At 43.8% G+C, this 20,289-nt stretch carries 22 protein-coding genes; 9 read left to right on the plus strand and 13 right to left on the minus strand.

The genetic code is table 11. The features are described from left to right. Positions 1 to 30: 30 nt before the first annotated feature. Positions 31 to 735, minus strand: a complete 705-nt coding sequence (locus tag H6G40_RS05090) for a Uma2 family endonuclease (RefSeq protein ID WP_002731745.1) — start codon at positions 733 to 735, stop codon at positions 31 to 33. A 159-nt stretch (positions 736 to 894) separates the two neighbouring features. After that, positions 895 to 1,134: a hypothetical protein gene (locus H6G40_RS05095; protein WP_002750530.1), complete on the minus strand. Its 240-nt coding sequence runs from the start codon at positions 1,132 to 1,134 to the stop codon at positions 895 to 897. Positions 1,135 to 1,142: 8 nt separating this feature from the next. On the opposite strand from H6G40_RS05095, the gene H6G40_RS05100 reads away from it, so the two are divergent. Continuing rightward, complete coding sequence (locus H6G40_RS05100) at positions 1,143 to 1,409, plus strand: glutaredoxin family protein (RefSeq protein ID WP_002777606.1); 267 nt, start codon at positions 1,143 to 1,145, stop codon at positions 1,407 to 1,409. A 3-nt stretch (positions 1,410 to 1,412) separates the two neighbouring features. Here H6G40_RS05100 and H6G40_RS05105 read toward each other — a convergent pair whose 3' ends face one another. Both H6G40_RS05105 and H6G40_RS05110 read right to left on the minus strand, forming a co-directional pair. Then, positions 1,413 to 2,594, minus strand: coding sequence for a serine hydrolase (locus H6G40_RS05105; RefSeq protein WP_002777608.1), 1,182 nt, complete (start codon positions 2,592 to 2,594; stop codon positions 1,413 to 1,415). 27 nt (positions 2,595 to 2,621) lie between these two features. After that, positions 2,622 to 3,422, minus strand: coding sequence for an RNA methyltransferase (locus H6G40_RS05110; protein ID WP_069474970.1), 801 nt, complete (start codon positions 3,420 to 3,422; stop codon positions 2,622 to 2,624). Positions 3,423 to 3,458: 36 nt separating this feature from the next. Between H6G40_RS05110 and H6G40_RS05115 the strand changes: the two genes are divergently transcribed. The 4 genes from H6G40_RS05115 to H6G40_RS05130 all read left to right on the plus strand — a co-directional run bounded on the left by H6G40_RS05115 (position 3,459) and on the right by H6G40_RS05130 (position 7,044). Further along, the gene (locus H6G40_RS05115) at positions 3,459 to 3,614 is read left to right on the plus strand and encodes a DUF2256 domain-containing protein (RefSeq protein WP_002801262.1); all 156 of its coding nucleotides are present in this window, start codon (positions 3,459 to 3,461) and stop codon (positions 3,612 to 3,614) included. A gap of 169 nt (positions 3,615 to 3,783) precedes the next feature. Continuing rightward, the gene (locus H6G40_RS05120; protein ID WP_069474969.1) at positions 3,784 to 4,932 is read left to right on the plus strand and encodes a glycosyltransferase family 4 protein; all 1,149 of its coding nucleotides are present in this window, start codon (positions 3,784 to 3,786) and stop codon (positions 4,930 to 4,932) included. A gap of 9 nt (positions 4,933 to 4,941) precedes the next feature. After that, complete coding sequence (locus H6G40_RS05125; RefSeq protein ID WP_069474968.1) at positions 4,942 to 6,276, plus strand: TrkH family potassium uptake protein; 1,335 nt, start codon at positions 4,942 to 4,944, stop codon at positions 6,274 to 6,276. A gap of 78 nt (positions 6,277 to 6,354) precedes the next feature. Further along, positions 6,355 to 7,044: a potassium channel family protein gene (locus H6G40_RS05130; RefSeq protein ID WP_002732601.1), complete on the plus strand. Its 690-nt coding sequence runs from the start codon at positions 6,355 to 6,357 to the stop codon at positions 7,042 to 7,044. A 148-nt stretch (positions 7,045 to 7,192) separates the two neighbouring features. Here H6G40_RS05130 and H6G40_RS05135 read toward each other — a convergent pair whose 3' ends face one another. The 6 genes from H6G40_RS05135 to pirA form a co-directional block, all read right to left on the minus strand. After that, on the minus strand, positions 7,193 to 8,791 hold the full coding sequence (locus H6G40_RS05135; RefSeq protein ID WP_002733423.1) for a SpoIID/LytB domain-containing protein: 1,599 nt from the start codon (positions 8,789 to 8,791) through the stop codon (positions 7,193 to 7,195). Positions 8,792 to 8,948: 157 nt separating this feature from the next. Beyond that, positions 8,949 to 9,998: a hypothetical protein gene (locus H6G40_RS05140; RefSeq protein WP_002734161.1), complete on the minus strand. Its 1,050-nt coding sequence runs from the start codon at positions 9,996 to 9,998 to the stop codon at positions 8,949 to 8,951. A gap of 124 nt (positions 9,999 to 10,122) precedes the next feature. Further along, the gene (locus H6G40_RS05145; protein ID WP_190537361.1) at positions 10,123 to 12,126 is read right to left on the minus strand and encodes a PP2C family protein-serine/threonine phosphatase; all 2,004 of its coding nucleotides are present in this window, start codon (positions 12,124 to 12,126) and stop codon (positions 10,123 to 10,125) included. Between the two features lie 256 nt (positions 12,127 to 12,382). Then, complete coding sequence (locus H6G40_RS05150; protein ID WP_002732819.1) at positions 12,383 to 12,838, minus strand: GNAT family N-acetyltransferase; 456 nt, start codon at positions 12,836 to 12,838, stop codon at positions 12,383 to 12,385. Further along, positions 12,831 to 12,995 (minus strand): hypothetical protein, encoded by a 165-nt coding sequence (locus H6G40_RS05155; protein WP_002732944.1) that lies wholly within the window; start codon positions 12,993 to 12,995, stop codon positions 12,831 to 12,833. The genes H6G40_RS05150 and H6G40_RS05155 overlap by 8 nt, the downstream gene beginning before the upstream one ends. Positions 12,996 to 13,145: 150 nt before the next feature. Continuing rightward, positions 13,146 to 13,307 carry an arginine synthesis PII-interacting regulator PirA gene (gene pirA, locus H6G40_RS05160; protein WP_002733724.1) on the minus strand — a complete coding sequence of 54 codons (162 nt, stop codon included), beginning with the start codon at positions 13,305 to 13,307 and terminating at the stop codon, positions 13,146 to 13,148. 134 nt (positions 13,308 to 13,441) lie between these two features. Here pirA and H6G40_RS05165 point away from each other — a divergent pair, with 134 nt between their 5' ends. Beyond that, on the plus strand, positions 13,442 to 14,239 hold the full coding sequence (locus H6G40_RS05165; protein ID WP_123230502.1) for an SAM hydrolase/SAM-dependent halogenase family protein: 798 nt from the start codon (positions 13,442 to 13,444) through the stop codon (positions 14,237 to 14,239). A gap of 47 nt (positions 14,240 to 14,286) precedes the next feature. Here the strand turns inward: H6G40_RS05165 and nadC are convergent, their stop codons facing one another. Next, positions 14,287 to 15,135, minus strand: a complete 849-nt coding sequence (nadC, locus tag H6G40_RS05170; RefSeq protein ID WP_002731530.1) for a carboxylating nicotinate-nucleotide diphosphorylase — start codon at positions 15,133 to 15,135, stop codon at positions 14,287 to 14,289. A gap of 71 nt (positions 15,136 to 15,206) precedes the next feature. Beyond that, positions 15,207 to 15,773: a Uma2 family endonuclease gene (locus tag H6G40_RS05175; protein WP_002750507.1), complete on the minus strand. Its 567-nt coding sequence runs from the start codon at positions 15,771 to 15,773 to the stop codon at positions 15,207 to 15,209. A 161-nt stretch (positions 15,774 to 15,934) separates the two neighbouring features. Between H6G40_RS05175 and H6G40_RS05180 the strand changes: the two genes are divergently transcribed. From H6G40_RS05180 to H6G40_RS05190, 3 genes are all read left to right on the plus strand, one after another. Then, positions 15,935 to 16,402, plus strand: coding sequence for a CBS domain-containing protein (locus H6G40_RS05180; protein ID WP_002750505.1), 468 nt, complete (start codon positions 15,935 to 15,937; stop codon positions 16,400 to 16,402). 42 nt (positions 16,403 to 16,444) lie between these two features. Continuing rightward, positions 16,445 to 16,696: a hemolysin XhlA family protein gene (locus tag H6G40_RS05185; RefSeq protein WP_069474967.1), complete on the plus strand. Its 252-nt coding sequence runs from the start codon at positions 16,445 to 16,447 to the stop codon at positions 16,694 to 16,696. A gap of 91 nt (positions 16,697 to 16,787) precedes the next feature. Beyond that, a complete protein-coding gene (locus tag H6G40_RS05190) occupies positions 16,788 to 17,834 on the plus strand; it encodes a S66 peptidase family protein (protein ID WP_190537363.1) in 1,047 nt (348 codons plus the stop codon). 327 nt (positions 17,835 to 18,161) lie between these two features. On the opposite strand, the gene H6G40_RS05195 is transcribed toward H6G40_RS05190, so the two are convergent. Further along, on the minus strand, positions 18,162 to 20,267 hold the full coding sequence (locus tag H6G40_RS05195; protein ID WP_002732522.1) for a secretin N-terminal domain-containing protein: 2,106 nt from the start codon (positions 20,265 to 20,267) through the stop codon (positions 18,162 to 18,164). Positions 20,268 to 20,289: the final 22 nt, after the last annotated feature.

A 20,289-nucleotide genomic window follows, 5' to 3' on the forward strand; every position in this document is an offset into this window, starting at 1 on the left:
GTTTCCACCCTAACACCCCCAATCGGATATTTAAGCAATTTCATCGGGATTAATGCCCAATTCTCGCAGCTTTTGGGCTAATTTTTCCGCCCGTTGTTGTTCTCTTTCTTTGGCTAATCTTTCCTGTTCTTTGGCTAATCTTTCCTGTCGGGCCGACTCTTGAGGGGTGGGAACCAATTCACCTGATTCGGTGAAATAGCGCAATTTATTGGCAAAAATTCCTAAATATAATCCTAGTTGCTTACTCCATAAATAACCGTTTTCATTGGGGGTAATCGGTTGGTATTGTCCCTCGATTAAAGTGAATCCTTGCCATTCTAAAGTATTAGGATCAAACCAAAAATATTCAGGAGTCCGGAAAGTATGCTGATATAGTTCCTTTTTGGCTTTTCTGTCCACATTAGCGGTGGAATCGGAGAGAATTTCGATGATTAGATTGGGATATTTACCCCCTTCTCCCCAGACAACCCAACTTTTCCTGGGACGTTTCTCTGTATCTAAAACCACGAAAAAATCTGGTCCACAAAAATCTCGCTGTTTCAGTTGTCTTTCGTTATAATAAATAGTCAAATTGCCCGAGGCATAGTAATCGTTTCTATCTTGCCAGAGCCAATCAAGACAAGATAATAATAAAATAATTTGTTGTAAATGCAGATCACTTTCCAAGGGTGGTTCATCACTCCATAAATCGGTGGGAGGACAGACAATATCGGTAGCAATATCTAGGGTTGTCATCGTTTATAAACCCATTGAGTCAATTTGGGGTGATTCTAGCAACAAGCCACAATCAATACAATTATATTATAAGTCCGATCGTTTTGCTTGTATATAGGGTGTTAGGAGTCGGTTGGGGAAGTCAGAATATCATGACCTCAATCCCCTTGGTTGAAGGACTTATAAAAACCAGAAAAAAGCAACTAAAATAACGGTGAGAGTGGCGGCAAAAATGAGAGCGTATTCAATTTTTTGATTGATAATACCAATAACCATGACTAGGGTAATTGCCAGAAGAAACACACCGATATAGACTAGATTTTGAGAACCTGAATTAACTAAATTATTATTTAAAGTCGGTGTGGGTGTGGGAGTTTGTAGAATTGTTGATGAGAGACTAATCGTGGAGGTAATGAACATAAATATTTATGACTACCATAGAACTAATTTTATACAGTAAGCCGGACTGTCATCTTTGCGAAGGGTTGCTAGAAAAACTAGAAAAAATCCGTCAACCGGAGTGGCAGTTAGAAATTAGGGACATTACCAGTCGAGAGGATTGGTTTAACGCTTATCAGTACGAAATCCCCGTTCTCTGTCAAAAACTGGCCACGGGGGAAAAAATCATCCCTCGTCTTTCCCCCCGGGCAAATGCCGAACAATTAGCCCGTCTTTTAGCCAATAATTTAACCTAGGGGCTAATTACCCGGACTAGGAATAACGACTGGACTAGGAGAGGGAGAAGACTGGGCGACTGGTTGCGGTTTGGCTGCGGGTTGAGTTTGATACCATTTAAAGTGTTGGTAGGCCGTGCGCGATATTTGTTGAATCAGAGTCCTAGCGTTACTATCATTGTGGGGACGTTTGACCATCACTGCTCCTAGATAGCGTTTCCCGTTGGGCATATCAATAATCCCCGCATCCGCTAACATTGAGCCAATATCACCGGTTTTATGGGCAATATCGGCGGATTTCTCGATACCTTGGGGCAGCAGGGTGCGAGTGCGCGTTTCCTGCATAATATTCAATAGACGATCGCGGGAACGTAAACTAAGTAATTCCCCTTGATTAACTTTTCCTAAGATTGTCACCAAATCTCTCGGACTTGTGGTATTAGTTCCTTCCAAGTCTGGTAAAGGGTTATTAATTACCGTACTGGTCAAACCCCAAGCTTGAAAACGCTGATTAAGAGCCTTTTTGCCGCCCATCCGCTTAATTAACATATTAGTAGCGGTATTATCGCTAATTACGTTCATTTTAGTGGCGGTTTCTAGGGCAGTATAGGTTTTATTCAATCCTAGATACTGCATATCCCCGGACCCACTGGCCAGGACATCCTTAGTGGCCACAAGGGTTTCATCGAGACGAATTTTCCCCGCGTCCACATCCTCAAAAAAGGCCACCAGAATCGGGATTTTAATCGTACTAGCGGCAGCAAAAATAGTATCTCCGCGAAAATTAGCGTAAGCACCGTTATCAAGGTCAATAAATAATGCTCCCGCCTGTAATTTCGGATATTTGACCGCTAAAGCCTGTAATTTCTGGTTAAGGCTGCTGAGATTTTCGTTTAAGACTAAGGTGGTCGGTTTTGGGGTGACGAGTTTGAGAGTCGGGGAATTAGTAGCGGTGGGTTTTGGGTGTAGGGGTAATTTGCTCGGATCCACCACCGTTAAAACCGTACCAGCGATCGCACCTAAACCGACACCAAGGATAGAGAAGCGAAGAACCTGAAGGAGAAAAGAAGCGATTAGGTTGGGTTTACGCTGTTTTTTTGTCCTTTTAACTGGTACAGGCTTTTTGTTATTGTTTAAGTCCATGGACCTAGGGGACTCAGGGCCAGATTGAACTTTACTAGGACGACGAGTTACTTGACGAGTCACGGTTTTCCTCAAGGGTATCCAGATTTATTATCGGTCGCTAGGAGAATTTTTTTTCTTGCCCTTGAGACTATCAAGACCGAGAAAAAGTTGCCCGATACTTTCAATATGACCGATAATACCCCGCAGCAGGGCTAATTCCTCCACCGTGGGCCGGGCCCGATGATAAAATTGCCGGAATTTCTCCATCCTAGCGGCGGCGGTGTGGGGGTAAAGATAGCCAATTTTGAGCAAAAAGCTCTCTAAGTGCTGATAATAGCCTTCTAGAGCCTCAAAAGTGGCATTAGGGAGCATTTCTAACGGGGGTTCGAGCCTATTTTCCGTCGCCATTTGGTACAGTTCGTAGGAGCAAACCGCCACCGCTTGGGCCAGATTAAGGGAGGAATATTGAGGATTAGCGGGAATACCGACAAAACGCTGGGCGTGGTTCAGTTCGCTGTTACTTAAACCCCGGTCTTCTGGCCCGAAAATTAGGGCCGATTCTAGGTTAGGGGTGAGTAACCAGGGTAAGGCGGTCCGGGGTGTTTCGAGGGGAGTATTCAGGTGACGGGGTTTCGAGGTGGTGGCAATGATGCGATGACAACCCTGCAAAGCTTCCAGAAGGGTGGCTACCTGTGAACAGTTTTCTAGGACTTCAATTCCGTGTACTGCCATGCGTCGCGCTTCTTCTGCAAGGATATCACAGGCGGGATTGACGATAATTAAGCGACTTAAGCCCATATTCCGCATAATTCTGGCAGTGGAACCCACATTTAAGGCTCCTGCAGGTTCAACTAAAATAATTCTCAGGCGATCGAGTGGGGAACTCTGATTATTTTCATCTACACTCATAGATAAGGCGCAGTTTTTGACTTTTTAATTTTAATCATGGCACGTCAGGTCTCGAAGTCCGATCTTCCCAGTAAAATTTGTCCCGTTTGCGGTTTATCCTTTACTTGGCGCAAAAAGTGGCAAAACTGTTGGCATGAGGTCAAATACTGTTCAGAACGCTGTCGTCGTCGCAAGTCCTCGGCCAATCAGTAAAAAGCCGAGAATTTTAACTATCAAATAGGCACTCTTGCAAAGGGCAATTTTTAGCTGAGGACTTAGATGGGTAATTAATTTTGCTTGGGTACTCTATTAGCTTTTAATTTTACGGTTAATTTAGTAAGCTGATACTTGACTAAATTAAATTTTTCTTAAGAGAATCTCAATGCACATTGCCTGGTTAGGAAAAAAATCTCCTTTTTGCGGTAACGTTACCTATGGGCGAGAAGTGACTAATTCCCTGCTCGATCGAGATTATCAAGTCAGTTTTCTGCATTTTTCTTCCGAAAAACCCACCGTAAGCGATTGGCCCGACTTTTACGACGAAATCACCCTGCCACGTCTCTATAGTTCCCAAGTCTATACTATTCCCACCCTGAAATCGAGTCGGGTTCTACAGGATAAACTCAGGGAACTGAAACCCGATCTAGTTCATGCGTCCTTACCCCTGTCTCCCCTCGATTTTCTGCTACCGGAAATTTGTGAGTCTTTAGATTTGCCTCTAGTGGCGACTTTTCACCCGGCTTTTGATAGTAAAATTCGCAATCTCATCTCTAGTACCCAATTATTAACCTACCAACTACACGCCCCTTTTTTAGCTAATTACGATAAGGTAATTATTTTTTCCACCTCTCAACGGGATTTTTTAGTTAAATTGGGAGTTCCCGAAGAAAAATTAGCAATTATTCCCAATGGGGTTGATATTAATAAGTATTGTCCAGGACTATCGAATATTAAAGCTCAATATAATGCCGATTGTTTATTTATTTATCTCGGTCGGATCATGCCGGAGAAAAATGTAGAATCTTTATTGAAAGCCTGGAAAAAAACCAATTTAGGGGATAGATGCAAACTGCTCATTGTTGGAGATGGTCCGTTGACTCCTTCCCTTAAACCTTTTTATGGGGAAGAAGATGGTATTATCTGGTTAGGTTTTATCGGCGATGAAAATAAACGAATTGAAATTCTGCGCGGGGTTGACGGCTTTATTTTACCCTCTTTAGTGGAAGGTTTATCGATTTCCCTTTTGGAAGCGATGGCCTGCGGTGTTGCTTGTCTGGCTACGGATGTGGGTGCCGATGGGGAAGTGTTAAAAGGTGCGGGAATAGTTCTAGATACTAGAGGACTAATTACCCAATTAAAAACTCTCTTGCCTGTATTACGAGATCATCCCGAATTAACCACAATTTTAGGTCAAAAAGCCCGTCAAAGAGTTTTAGAATCTTACACTCTTAGCAAAAATATCGATCGCTTACAGTTAGTTTATCAAGAAGTGTTAGCCCAAAAACATTCTTCTCTTAGCTACTTTCACTAAGGAATTTATATGACGATTGCCCGGACAATTTGCTTGGGATTTATGGCGGTAATTTTAGCGGGAACTTCCCTGTTAATGTTGCCTGTTTCTACCACTAGCGGCACTTGGAATGATCCAATTGTTGCCCTCTTTACCTCCACTTCTGCTGTCTGTGTCACGGGTTTAGCAGTGGTAGATACGGGTACTTATTTTTCTTTTTGGGGTCAATTATTTATCGCTTTATTAATTCAAGTGGGTGGACTGGGATATATGACCACTACCACTTTTTTAATGTTATTAATTGGGCGAAAATTTGACCTGAGACAGAAGTTAGCAATTCAAGAATCTTTTGATCGACCTTTCCTACAAGGTAGTCAAAGTTTAATGAAATCAGTGATTGCTACTACTTTAGTTTTTGAGTTAACAGCAACTTTGGTTATGTTAACTGTCTTCGCCCAAAAGTATGATTTTAGATATGCGGTGTGGTTATCTTTATTTCATAGTATTAGTGCTTGGAATAATGCGGGTTTTGGCTTGTTTAAAGATAACTTGATGTCCTATCATTCTTCAATTATTATTAACTTATCTATCACAGGACTGATCATTTTTGGAGGTATCGGTTATCAGGTAATTATCGAGTTTTACACTTGGTTTATTTACCGCTTTCAATATAAACGAAAAGGCTTTGTTTTTTCTCTTAACTATAAAGTTGCTATCAGCACAACTATATTTTTATTAGTGATAGGAACCTTGGCTTTTTTACTTACTGAACAGGGAAATGGTGACACTTTGGCTAATTTATCACTGAAAGATAAATTGCTGGGTGCTTGGTTCCAATCGGTAACATCGAGAACAGCAGGATTTAATACCATTGATATTGGTAAAATTTCCGTAGAAGGTTTATTAATTACCATGGCTTTGATGTTTATAGGAGCCAGTCCTAGCGGTACAGGGGGAGGTATTAAAACCACAACTTTTAGGATTTTATATAACTGTACCCGCTCGGTTTTACGGGGACGTGAAGAAGTGACTCTTTATCAAAGACGCATTCCTATGCCGTTAATTTTAAAGTCAATGGCGGTGGTTTTTGGTTCAGTTATAGCGATTATTATCTCCACCCTAGCTATCTCATTTGTGGAGACAGATTTTAAAATGATTCAACTATTTTTCGAGGTAGTTTCTGCCTTTGGAACTGTCGGCTTATCTATGGGAATAACCGCCGCTTTATCACCGATCTCTAAGTTAATTATCGTTTTTATGATGTATCTTGGACGGGTAGGAGTTATACTTTTAATAGCGGCCATTATCGGCGATCCGAAACCAACAGTTATTAATTACCCCGAAGAAAACCTTTTAGTGGGATAATTAATATCAGTTATCAGTTTCTCTTGTCTCCTCACTCATTGACACTAGCATTTTAAATGCGTAACAGTTTAACTTCTTATGCAATCAATTAAATTTTTTAGTAGTATGCGTCCCCAAAATCGCCAATTTGCCGTCATCGGATTAGGCAGATTTGGGCGAGCCGTTTGTGAAACCCTACGCAAACAAGGTTATCAAGTGGTAGGGACAGATATTGACGAAGGATTAGTAGCACAAGCGTTATCTGATCGAATAGTAGATAATGCGATCGAACTTGATTCTACCAAACCTAACGCTCTGCGAGAAGCGGGAATTTTTGAAACCGATACGGTGATTGTCGCTATTGGTAAATACGTGGAAGAAAGTATCATTACTACTCTCAATTGTAAGGAAGCGGGGGTTAATTTTGTCGCCGCTAAAGCCTCCACAGAAATCCATGGAAAATTACTCAAAAAAGTTGGCGCAGATTTAGTAGTGTTTCCCGAATACGATGCCGGTTGTGAGTTAGCGCACCGTTTAACTAGACCATCAATTTTAGAACGATTTGATCTCGATCCTGAACATAGTATTGTCGAGTTAAAAGTCCCGGAAGCTTTTCACGGTAAAACCCTAGCAGAGTTAGAAATTCGTAATCGTTATGGGTTAAATATTGTCGCTGTCGGTAATGCGGAAAAATTCAAGATTAACCCCAATCCCCAAGAAAGATTACACAAGGATTTAGCCATGGTGGTAATTGGTTCTAACCGAGATATTCAGCGTTTACCGATGTAAAATTTAGTCAAATAGATGAAGGCGATTTTTTAGCCGTCAGCCTTTTAGCCGTCAGCCGTCAGCTTTTTTCTCCTGATATCCCTGTTCACTGATAACTGATAACTGATAACTGATAACTGATAACTGATAACTGATAACTGATAACTGATTAATTTCCTCGCCAAAAGATAATCGAATTATTGAGAGGTTGGATGGTGGTACCGGGATAATAGAAAGCGAGAATTTGTTCAGGAGACCAACCCAAACGGGCTAAATTATAGGAACCAAATTGACTTAATCCTACCCCGTGGCCGAAACCGCCACCAATAAAGTTATAACCCTGGATCTGTCGATTGGTATCGTAGATAGGATCGATGTAGAATAGGGTACTGCGAGGCGGTCCTAAGGCACTACGCACCTCATTTTTATGCAGTTCCAAAATCCCCTTATCGGTTTGAATGGTCATAGTCAGAATCCGACCGGAAGGAGAGCGTTTAGTCACTTCCATCCATTGGATTTTCTGGAAGTCGGCCAGGGGATGTTTTCGCCGTGTTAAATAGGTTTCTAGGTCTTGACTCAAATCAGCTAAAGAAGCTTGTTTTTGCCAGCGAAAAACCCGTCGTCCCGTCTCATTAAAACCATCTTTAAGATTAATAAACTGGCGAAAAGTTGTCTCATTAGCGAGGGATTGTTTCGACAGATCCCAGACTCGATTAGGGGAGTCCACCACTGCCCGGAGATAAGGTCTTTCTTCCCCATCCCACACATCACTAAAGAGGGCAGTTATTCCGCCGGTGGTGGAGGAATAAAGGGCATCCACTAACTCATTTTGGTAGGTTAAAACCAGTCCTTGGGTAGCTGCGATCGCTTGATCAGCCCGGGGATTAGTTCCCGTCAATCCATAATAAACTTGACAATGGGTATCGGCACAGAGTTCGTAATTATCGGCTTGAAAACGGCGGAGATTGCGGAGGGCGTAGGTACGGGCGATAATAGTTTGCGCTTGGGTGGCACTTTCTGGGGCATCATGACCGATTTCGTGGGGGACAACCCCACGCAGGTAGGTTTCAAGGGGAACGTTATTAACTAGGGTAAAAGTGCCGTAGGCGTTGGGCTGTAGGCGCATAGTCCCACCGTACAAACGTACCTGATCGGGGCTATGGCTGACTTGAATCAGGTTTTTTTGGCTCTCGATTTCCAATTCTTTGGGAAAATAGCGCACCCCGTTGATTTGGAAAGAAACTTGCGGCTTTTCTTTGAGTAAAACACTATTAATATAGGGTTGATTGTAGCCTTTGGCTTGCAAACTGGTCAGCAACCAATGTCGCACTAGGGGATTTTCATAAACTTCTCGCTTTGCCCAAACCTGCCAGCGTCCGGGTTGGGTGATTTCCACTTTAATGCCCATTTTTGCCCAGTTTTTGGCGCTATTTTCGGCGGTTTCAAAGGTGGCGTGGTCGCTTAAAATGACTTTTTCTTGGAGGATGGGAGAAGCAAGGGGACGGGGAATAACTTCTAATTGTAGGCGATTGGTTTGCAGGGTTTGGGATTGGCCATCTTCTCCTACCACGCGCAGGGTGAGATTATCACCACTGGTACTGCTCAGGGTTAATTTTTCCTTGGCTTCATCGCCAAAACGTTGGACAATGCCCACTCTCAGAAGTACATCCTTGGCCATAGCGGCAGGAATTAGGGTTAAACTGAGCAAGATCGCCGCAGTTATGGAATCGATGCTAATTATTGGTTTTTTTTCCTTGATTTTTAGCATAAAGTCAAGTATCTGTTAATAAGTTTTCATAAAATTTGAGGATATTCAGAGATTATAGCAGCAAGCCGTTGGGGAAATGGGGAAATGGGGAAATGGGGAATTTCAGCTAAAACCCTAAAAACCCAACACCCTAAAACCCCAACCGCCAACAAAGCACCTAACTTCCCCCATCGCTGATAATGCGTAAACGTACCGTTTTTTGCCCACCCTCATCCAGTTCTACTTCGATCACTTCACTGGTTAAACTTTCTAAACAGGTTAACATCGATCGCAGATGGGGATTACTTGCTCCTGTATCCACATAGAGGCGATCGGACAAACTACCCAAACGTTTCCAAGTAGTATAAAGTTTAGCCACAGCCTGCTCTAATTGTGTGGCTTGTTTAACCAGATCCGCCGCCGTATTTAGACAATCGACGCGCAAAGCTTCTTCTAGAGCCATTTCAATATCTAAATTACCCCGTCGGAGAGTTTGTACTTGGGCCGCCGCGTCGAGATATTTGGCTAAACTGCGTGCTTCCGAGGTGATTAATTTTACCGTGTCCACATCGGGATTAGCGGCGATTTCTTGACGGAGAGTGTCGATATGAGTATCGGGTAACTTTTCTAATTCTTTCACTAGGGGAGCGAGATGACGCGCCGGTAAACTGCCATCGCTGGCTTTTTCCTTCACTTCATCGGGTAGTAAGTCTGAACTCATCGCCGTCCATTCATCGGCCAATTGTTTCACCTCCCGACGAGTAATTCTCTCCCCTTGTCGGGCCGCATCACTGACTAATTTTTGAATTTCGGGGGCAGATTTGGCCGTTTCTACGAAGGCGCGTTTACTAAAATTATTGATACTATCGGGATCCAGTTGTCCTTCTGCTAGGAGAGTATCGGCACTATTAGCCAATTGAATCAGAGCATAAGCTTGACTTTTAGTGATTTCTCGCTGTTTTAACCAGTTTAAAAAGCCCGTACCGCGACTATCACCGCCTTGCTTCTCCCGGTCGCGAATAGCTCGCAAAATTCGCCCCCGCCAGATTTCTGTTTGCAAATCAAAGCGATCGCAAACTTTCCAAAAAGAATCCAGTTGCTGCTGAAAGTCATGATCTTGGATAGTTTCATCTTCGGGATCCGGCAGTTGAAAGTTAAACTCTAGAGGCGTTTCAAAGGCATCAATGATCGCGGAGGTGTCGGAGGAGAACGTCGCAGCATCAACCATAGGATAGACTCGGCAGTTAATCAGGCATTTTATCTTAACTCGCTCAGGCAACCCCCGACAAGCCGATTAATCTTCAGGTAAAACCCCACACCCTGTTCCCACGAACAACTTTTTGCCGCAAACCCTAGTTAGGGGAAGCATTGGGGGGACTCGGACTGGTGACGGGTGCGGAAGGTGTCGTCCCGGTCGTGGGACTCGGACTGGTGACAGGTGCGGGAGGTGTCGTCCCGGTCGTGGGACTGGTGACGGGTGCGGGAGAAATCGATGGATTGGGAGCGGGATGACGACCCAAGAATTGCCAAGCGATCGCAGCCAGCAAACCGAGAACACCGACGGCGATCGCCACCATCGGGGGTGAAACGCTAGTGAGCGCGGGGGGAAAAGTACGACTAGAAACCGAAGAAGATGCAGGGGAGGGAGTGGGTATTGCCGTCACCACTTCTTCTCCGGGGTCGGTGTCCCCGTTGTGATCAAAATCTTGGTCATTAAGATGGGGAATAATTCGTTCTTTGGCCTCAGCATAAATTAAAGGCCTGACAGTTTCAGCCGCAGGAACTACCCGACAATAAACTAGGGCGATGGTGGAGTTATCGTGACCGTTTTTCTGGTTAGCTAGTTGTAATAAACTTTCCCCCACGGCCGTCACGGTTTTCTCTCCTCGCAAAAGAGGCAGAATTTCACTGTCCCAGTATTGTTCTACCCGATCATAATCACTTAAACCATCGGAACAGAGGAGAAAAACACAATCTTGATCAACAATCAACCTCTGAACAGTGGGATGGAGATTAGTGGCGCTACTCATGCCCAAAGCTTGCACCAAGGCCCCCGCGTTGGGATACTGTATGGCATCACGATAGAGGAGATAGCCTAATTTCACTTCCCTAGAAGCGAGATCATCATCTACCGTCACTTGATGACAACCCTGGGGGGTAATCCAATAGATACGGGAATCCCCCACATGGGCAACGTACATTTCCTGAGCATGGCCAAAGGCCATAACTAGAGTCGTACCCATGCGCCGGCGGTCTTGTCTTGACTCCTGATCGTTGCGTTGACTGATCAGATCATTGGTGACACGAATCGCCTGTTCGAGGACAAGACTGTAACTATCGGGATAGACTTCCATATCAGTGGTGGGACTGGGATTAATTTCCCTAGGCAGGGTTTCGATCGCCAATTGAGAAGCGATTTCGCCCCCTTCCTGACCGCCGATGCCATCACAGACAATCGCCAGGGGATTTTGACCATTAGACAGGGTTATGGCCTGATTAGCTGGGGGATAACAGCCATCCTCGTTGTGTTCCCGCATCGGACCGGTATCGGTGCAGGTGAAAATCTCATAGCTGCGCTCTTGACCTGCACCGTAGTGCTGTAGGGCATAATCGAGAATAGCGATCAGGGATTCTGGGCGATCGAGATCACCGGATTCTAGTTCTTGGGTTAGGGATGCGAGAAAATCTTGAATATTAGCGGCTGCCGTCGGGATCAGACTGGACCAGAAGGCCCCTAAATCTTTGAAATTGGGAGCGGCAGCCTCGTCTTTGCTTAATTCTAGCAATTGCAGCAGCTGATTATTCACTCTCGTCAGCGAAGGGTTAAGCAGACTAGAAACCACAGCTTTTTTCTGGAGGGGATGCCAGAGTTTGGCCATTTGCCATAACCAGTGAATTTGCCTTAAATCGGAAGCTTGCGACCAAACCTCGGCCAGAGTGGGCAATAGTTGTGGATAAATTAATTCTCCCGTTTCATCGAGGGGAATAGTGCCGTATTCTAACAGCCAGATGTCCATATTTAAGCGTTCGTCGGGACTGGGAATATAGCCATAGACTTGGGGAATATGGAGATGAAATGGTAACAATTTTAGGTAGAGGGAGAGCCAGCTAGGAGGTTCTTCCGGTGCTTGGGGTGCTTGAGCGGGTTTAGTATCAAGAACAATTTGTGGTTGTTTGACCAAATAACGATTATCAATTAGCTCACCAACACGATAATAGGTTCTCACCCAATCACCCATCATCCATAAATAGCGCTTAACTAAAGGAGTACCGCATTTTTCACAGAATCTATTAGTGAGAGCGTTCGAGGATAGACAAGTTAGGTTTTGACATTGGAGGGTTGTCAGGGAGTCCATGAAAACTGCTTACTCCTAAAGCGCGATTAGTATAGGTTACTAAAATAGCGTGTTTTTACCACGTTGACTGCCAGTGTATTGCAGTGTTTCCCAAATTTTAACCTTTGTCGCTTGATCGACAATAATTAGGGTTTGCGGCAAAAAGTTTTTCCTAGGGCCAGGGTGTGGGGTGTGGGGTGTGGGGAGAATAAATAAAATAATCTCCTGTCTCCTGTCTCCTGAATCCTGTCTCCTGACGACCAGCTCCTAAAAGTTTCTAAATATTTTTCCACATCAGCAAAGAGCGAGTTTGAAAGCCGAGATTTTGGTAGAGATTGAGAGCATTGTCGTTATTGATGAAGACCTGTAAACCGATGCGGGTTTGTCCGCGACTTTTTGCCCAATCCTTAGCTCGATCGATTAGTGCGCTGGCGATACCTTGGCGACGATGCTGGGGATCGACGTAAATTAGGAAAATATGACCATAGCGATCGCCTGTCACCTGATCGACGGCGCTCCCCATCCAGAGACAAGCGATCGCCGTTTGTTGTCCTTCGACGATCCACAGAGGAGTATCAAGGCAAAAAAACTGTCTGACTGTATCAGCTAGATGGGAGAGGTTTTTTTGTTCGGGAAAAAATTCTTGATAGCTGCGGGTGAGAAAATTAATGAGTAGATAGCGATCGCCCATTTTGCCCAGTCGCAGCCGATAATCTTCGGGAAGGTTAGCCATGCCAAGGATAAGAGAAAATTATGCCCAGGGATGGCTCGATCGGAGCGGGTGCCGCTAAATCTGCCGGCAAAAAAATCCGGATGCCAGTGGCAACCAGAGCCACTAAAAACACTAAGATAGTCAGGAGCGGGGCGATATATTGTCGGAAAAAAGCCATAATTATTTGATCTCTAAATTGCTGTTCCTTCTATTTTAGGGATTGCCAGTTAGGATATCAGCAATTAAAAAAAATTCGCCCAAAAAAAAGTGATCGGCATACCGATCACTACATACCGACAACTAGACTATGACTAAACACCGATTAAATCTAACGAAGGTGCAAATAGGCCGCCTCTGCTTCTAATTGACGCACTAAAGCTTCATTTCCCTGCGCTCTAGCTACTTCCAGTCGGTGTTGCAAATTTCTGCGGAGTGTTTCTCTATGAGCGACGGTGGCCTGTGTTAGGACTTGCTGACGATTTTTGTTCATGATGGACAGACTTTTGAGCGACTTAACTTACCTTATATCTAAATCATAACATTCTCCTTGGTAAAATGTATCTTTAGCTACTGAATTTCCCATTAAGATTTATTAACGCTGTTGGCCAACCTAGGGACAAGTCGATGAAGGAACAGGCACTAATAACCCTTACTAGCGATTTTGGACTACAGGACGGTTATGTGGGCATTATCAAGGGAGTAATCGCAGGAATTGCCCCCCATGCTCGCACGATCGATCTGAATCATCAAATTTCGCCCCAAGACCTCTACGCTGGTCGTTTTATCCTCCTGAATGCCTATCAATATTTTCCCCAAGGCACTATTCATCTGGCAGTTATAGATCCGGGGGTGGGAAGCAAAAGACGCGGGGTAGGGATTCGTTTTGCTGGTGGTTATTTAGTCGGGCCAGATAATGGTTTATTTAGTGGCATTTTAAGCCAATCTCCCGCTATATCTGCCGTTAATCTCAATAATTCTTCCTATTGGCGCACCCCTAACCCTAGCACTACTTTTCACGGTCGTGATATTTTTGCTGCTGTGGCCGCTTATTTGGCCCAGGGAGTACCCCTAGAAATATTAGGTGAGATTATTGATCCCGATAGCTTGCAACAGTTAGCGATCGCTGTTCCGCAAATCGAGGAAGATAAAATGAGGGGACAAATCCAATATATTGACATTTTCGGCAATTTAATCAGTAATATTCCCGATTATCTCCTAGAAGGAAAAAATTGGTCAGTGCAGTTGGGTCCAAAAATTATCCCCACAAAAAACACCTACAGTGATGTTCCTTCGGGGGAAATAGTCGCTTTTATCGGTAGTCACGGGGGGTTAGAAATTGCCGTCAATAGTGGCAGCGCCCAAAAGCAATTACACTTAAATATTGGCGATGCGATCGAGGTTACAATAGATAGGAGTCAGTGATCAAAACTGATAACTGACAACTGATAACTGATAACTGATATAGCCTTTTAATCAATTTTCATACTAATATCTAACCAAGTAGAACGGGTAACTGGGGCGCTAGTGGAAATATAATCTACTCCTGTTTCGGCCACGTTGCGAATGCGATCGAGGGTAATATTTCCCGATGCTTCTATTTTGGTTTTACTATTAAAATTGCGGATCATCTCCACAGCAGTTTGCATCATCTCTAAATCCATATTATCTAACATAATGATCTCTACCTGCTGCTGCAGAGCTTGATTCACTTCTTCTAATTGACTGGTTTCCACCTCAATTGTGAGAGGATAGGGCATATTTTGCCGTACACGAAGCACTGCTTCCTCGATGCTGCCGGCTGCTTGAATATGATTATCTTTAATCATAATTGCATCATCTAACCCCAAACGATGGTTAATAGCGCCACCGATACCGGAGGCATATTTTTCTAAAATTCGCAATCCGGGGGTAGTTTTGCGAGTATCCACCAATCTTGTCGATAAATCGGCAATTTTCTCCACATATTTGCGAGTTTCACTAGCAATCCCACTCAAGCGCATGGCAAGATTTAAAGCGACTCTTTCCCCGATTAACAGCGCATCGAAGGAACCCTCTATCTCGGCAATAACTTTAGATTTGGGGCAGAATTCCCCCTCGGCAACGGTGGGGGTAAAGTGAATAGTGGGGTTAAGTAGTTGAAAAACTCTTTCAGCTACGGGTAAACCGGCAATAACTCCCGCTTCCTTGGCAATCCAAGTGGCTTGACCGATTTTAGCATGACCGAAGAAAATTGCTTGGGTGGTGCGATCGCCTCTACCGAGATCTTCTCGTAACCAGTTTTCTAACAAGGGATCAAGAACTAATAGGGGCGGTAACATAGAATTTATCGAAACAATCGGGACGTATTTATTTTAATTCTAGGAAGGTTTGACCTGTTTGTAAACTTTCTTTAATCGAAACTTATCCCTTCATAGATTAACTCGATCGCACAGTGAAAATCGAGACTAGATAGAATAATTTCTTCCCCTTGACTATAAGCGCAGTAAAACCAAATTTTATCTTCACCGCGACGATAAACCTCAACACTGATCGATTCAGGATCGACTAAAACGTATTCTTGTAAACTAGGAATCTGACGATAATATTGTAACTTTTTAGTGCGATCATAGTTTCCTGTGCTGGGGGAAAGCACTTCAATAATCACTTGTGGATGTTGAATAAAATTACGAGATTCTCTATCCCTAAAATCGCAACTAATCACCAAATCGGGATAAAAATAACGACTATTATTAGCTTGTACTTTCGCATCAGATACATTGACTCGACAGCCTCGCGGACGGAGATGAAGTCTTAAAGCAGTGTAAAAATTCAAGGTAATATCATTATGGGGCAGACTACCCCCAGTCATGGCGATAATTTCCCCATCAATGTATTCATGGCGCAATTCCTGTGTAGCTTCCCATTCTAGATACTCTTCCGGGGTCATTCTTTCTGGGTATTGAGGTTGAGCGATCATTTTTCTTTTTCCTTGTCAACTAACTAAATTAATATCCCATTTCCTTTTTATGTTATACCATTTTCTCAGCCGAAGATTGAAGAATAGTCATAATTAAGCGGCGACTGATTACCCTAATGATAAGATAGAGAGAGAAAGCATTATTATCGCGAGTCCCTAAGATGACGAAAACAGTTGCCGATATCATGACTCCCAATCCCATCACCGTCACCGCTAACACTTCTCTGTCTGAAGCAGTGAAGATTTTGGCCGAAAAGCGGTTTAGTGGTTTACCCGTGGTGGATGACAATATACGACTGATTGGGGTTATCTCCGAAACTGACCTTATGTGGCAGGAAACGGGAGTAGAAGCTCCTCCTTACATTATGCTCCTCGATAGCGTCATCTATCTACAAAATCCTAGCCGTCACGAGAAATTACTCCATAAAGCTCTCGGTCAAACCGTGGGGGAAGTAATGACCGATAAACCTATTAGTATCACGGCTGATCGCCCTTTGAAAGAAGCGGCCTCGTTAATGTATGATCGTCATGTGCGTCGTTTACCGGTGATTGAGGAAGAAACCCACAAAGTAATTGGTATTGTCACTCGCGGCGATATCATTCGCGATATGGCAAAATCGGAAGCATAATGGCTTTTCTAGGGCAACAATTAACTAAAAAGTCTTGAACAAATGAATCAATCTCAGGAAACGGTTACTTATTCCCTAGAAACTATCTTGATGCGGATTGAGGGAAAAATCGATTCGTTACAAAAAGATATGAGGGATTTAAAGGTAGGACAAGCGGTGTTAACGGGAAAAGTTGAGGGAATAGAAAATCGACTAAACTCATTAGAAGGAAACCAAAAATATCAGGTTTGGACATTAATTGTCCTCTTAGCCGGGGTAATTGTGAAAAATTTTTTTCCCTCGATCCTCCCTTAATCCCCCCTTAATAAGGGGAGCTTCTGATAATTTTTAACGCCTACCTACTTAAATTCTTATTTCCCTGGCAATTTCTCTAAAAACTATCAGGATGAAGCGCCGTCAATTTCTCACTACTACTGCCCTAACTGCTCTTAGTTTTTCCCTAATTCCTAGAAAAGTTGTTAGTAATAATTTTCCTCTAATTAAACCGCCACATCTACAACCGGGGGATGGAGTGGGTATTATTAGTCCGGCGGGGGCAACTTTTAAAGAAGATGACTTGAATATAGTCATTGAGGCTGTTAAAGCTTTAAAATTAGTCCCAAAAGTTGGTCAACACGCTTTAAATCGTTATGGTTATTTAGCTGGTAAAGATAGGGAGCGAGCATCGGATATAAATCGATTTTTTGCTGATGATAATATTGCCTTAATTTTACCAATTCGCGGCGGTTGGGGCAGCGCTCGTTTATTACCTTATCTCGACTACGATTTAATTCGTCGTCATCCGAAAATCATCTGTGGTTTTAGTGATATAACTTCCTTATTATTGGCTATTTATGCCAAAACTGGTTTAGTTACTTTCCATGCTCCCAATGGCTTTTCTAGTTGGCGCACTGCTCAAACTGAAAGCTTTCGACAAGTTTTATTTTCTGGGGAAAAGTTAACTTTTAGAAATCTTCCCGATCCCGATGATGCTAATCGTTTAATGCAGGTAAAAAACCGCATTCAAACTATTACTAAAGGTCAAGCAAAAGGTCAATTAATCGGTGGTAATTTAACCACTTTAGCCTCAATAGTTGGCTCTCCCTATCTACCAGATTTTACCGGAGCTATCCTATTTTTGGAAGATATTGGTGAAGATGTTTATGAAATTGATCGACTGTTAAATCAATTAAAATTAGCGGGAATTTTCGATAATTTAGCTGGATTTATCTTCGGTCAATGTAGCAATTGTAGTGCCAATAGTGAGTATGGTTCCTTAACTTTAGAAGAAGTAATCAGAGAATATATCCAACCCTTAAAAATTCCCGCTTGTCTAGGATTAACTATCGGACATTTAGAAATTATTGAAACTATTCCCATCGGTATTGCAGTAGAATTTGATGCTAATCGGGGAACAATCACTATGTTAGAATCGGCGGTTAGTAAACCCTAAAATAGGTGACTGTTGCTATTCGCTTTTTTAACTGATAAAGGAATATTTAGACCAGCGAATTCGGCTCCATCTTATTATTAGACTAAATCCTTGGCTCTTCTCGACTTTGTGTGATAAGTTTAACTTATATAGTAGCGATCGATCTTTGTGTCCTCTGTGTCTGGAGTGGTTCCTTCCACTCCCTCGCCCGCAAGACTGTATCTTAGAATACATTTTACCCACCAAACCTGGGAGAGCCCCTTTGAGTATAGGCTAGTTATCAGGAGAGGCACTCATGCAAGAGGCAAAAGCTTCAGAAGCTGATTACTGATTACTGAAAAAAGCTGATCACTGTCGTGGTTGTACGGGGAAACCTTGACGCTGCAACACTTCCGCCGCATCTTGGCCCGGTTGATAGTTGATACCGAGGGTAGAGGTGGCCGTATCTTCGATGATTTTGGGAGTGAGGAGAATAATCACCTCCGAGCGACTATTCTGATTGGTACGACTGCGGAATAAAGCCCCTAAAATAGGAATATCCCCTAAAATCGGCACTTTTGTCTCAGAACTTTGTTGGCGCTCTTGTATAATCCCGGAAAGAATTAAACTCTGTCCATCCCGGAGACGAATTAAACCCGATAATAATTCCCGGGTAATCAAAGGAGTCAATTGGTTGATTGTCGCCCCACCGCTATTAAATGGAATCTGGGGACCTGGTTGGGCAATTGTAGGCGCAACATTTAAACTGATGTAACCATTATCATCAATTTGATTCACATCGACGGTTAAGGTCAGTCCAGCATCACCAAACACAGGAGTTGTAGTTCTCACATTGCCATTGCTATTGGTATCAATTGTTGTTGTAACACTGACCAGCACTTTCTCGGTTAGTTTCACCACTGCCTGTTGACCTTCCTGCACCACCAGCGAGGGATCGGTGAGAATCTTGGCATTTCCTGTCTGAATTGAGGCTTGCAGGGTCATCAGGAATCTTTGGGGATATTGAAATAGGGTCGGGGGTTCGTATTCATACTCTATTATTCCCGTCTCTGGGTCAATATTAACATCACTCAAACCGGGTTGGAAGGGGTTAACAGTGCGACCAAAACTGGGACGAGCATAGGGTGTTGTGCCACCTACAAAGTCATTCGGTCCCTGGTTAACACGGCCAAAGGAAGCGCCATTCTGAACATCAAAAAAAGGTGCTATTTCCTGGTCCGCGTTTGTACTCCCCGATATGATATCGAAAATCGGCACAACAGGCTGTGCAAAAGCCCCCGGTCTGCCTACAGTCGAGCTAGTGGGTGGGTTGATATTGCCAAAGTTCAGTACTGCCGCCCCGTTATCTTGAACAAAGAAACCATCGTTAAAACCGAAGGAAAAACTACTGTTAAAACGGTCTGTATTGAGCAGGTTGACATCGATAACTTTGACATTAACCACTACCTGACGACGACGGGCATCCAGTTGGGTTAATAAGGAGGTGGCGATCTGGACTTGTCGGGGTTCGCCGATTAAATTGATAGAATTAAGGCGCTCGTCGGCGGCAATTCTTAAACCGGTTAAAAGTAGGGCAGCTTTTGAGCCTTCTGTGTTTTGGGGTTTCAGTGGCTCTAGGGTGGGAGGAACATCCCGGCGACCGATTACCCGTTGGGTGAGGGGATCGACGATATCTTCGGTTTGGGTAACTAAACGCTGGTATTCTGCCCCTTGGGTGGCGAGGAAAGTAGCAGCATTGACGGCTTTCACTTGGTTGAGACGCAGGGTGCGGCTAATCAGATTACGAGCGCCCTGGGGTAATTGCGCCCCGACAAAGATGGTCTTACCCTGACGGTTGGCCTGGAGTCCAGAAACTAACAACACGGCGTTAAAAATGTTTTCCACCGATTCGTTAGTAAATTCCAAGGAAACTGTCTGAGAAGTGGCGTTAGCTTCCCCCTGGGCGCTGGTGAAAACGACGTTATAACCGGCAATGTTAGCAAGGGTCATTAACACTTCTCTAGCGGAAGCTTCCCGCAGTAAAACACGAGGTACGGTGATATTGCGATCAAATTTGATCTTTTCGGCACTAGCATCGATATTAGAGATGGCAATATCTCCCACTGGTGGGGCGACGGCCCGGGGTAGGGTGGGAGCGCCGGGGGCTTGAGGTATGCCTTGAATGATAATTTCCGGATTGGGGACAAGGGGCACACTTTGGGCAAGTAGTTTTTCACTGTCTAAAATGCGATCGCTGATTTCCTTTTCTACGGCCGCGCTGGAAGGGACAAGCTGATTTAGCGATTTTTGTAAAGTTTCTTGACTAAACTCTTGCGAAAATTCAATTTTTGATGTAGCAGATTTTAACTCTGAACCATGGAAGGAAATGGCGGTTTCGGCCAAGACGCTCAGGGGAGCCATCAATAAAAACGAGGCAATTGGGGGGATAAACAGGGCATAACGGGACGGATTCACTTTAACTTCACTCCTCAACGAT

The organism is Microcystis viridis FACHB-1342 (assembly GCF_014698335.1).
Lineage (GTDB): Bacteria > Cyanobacteriota > Cyanobacteriia > Cyanobacteriales > Microcystaceae > Microcystis > Microcystis ichthyoblabe_A.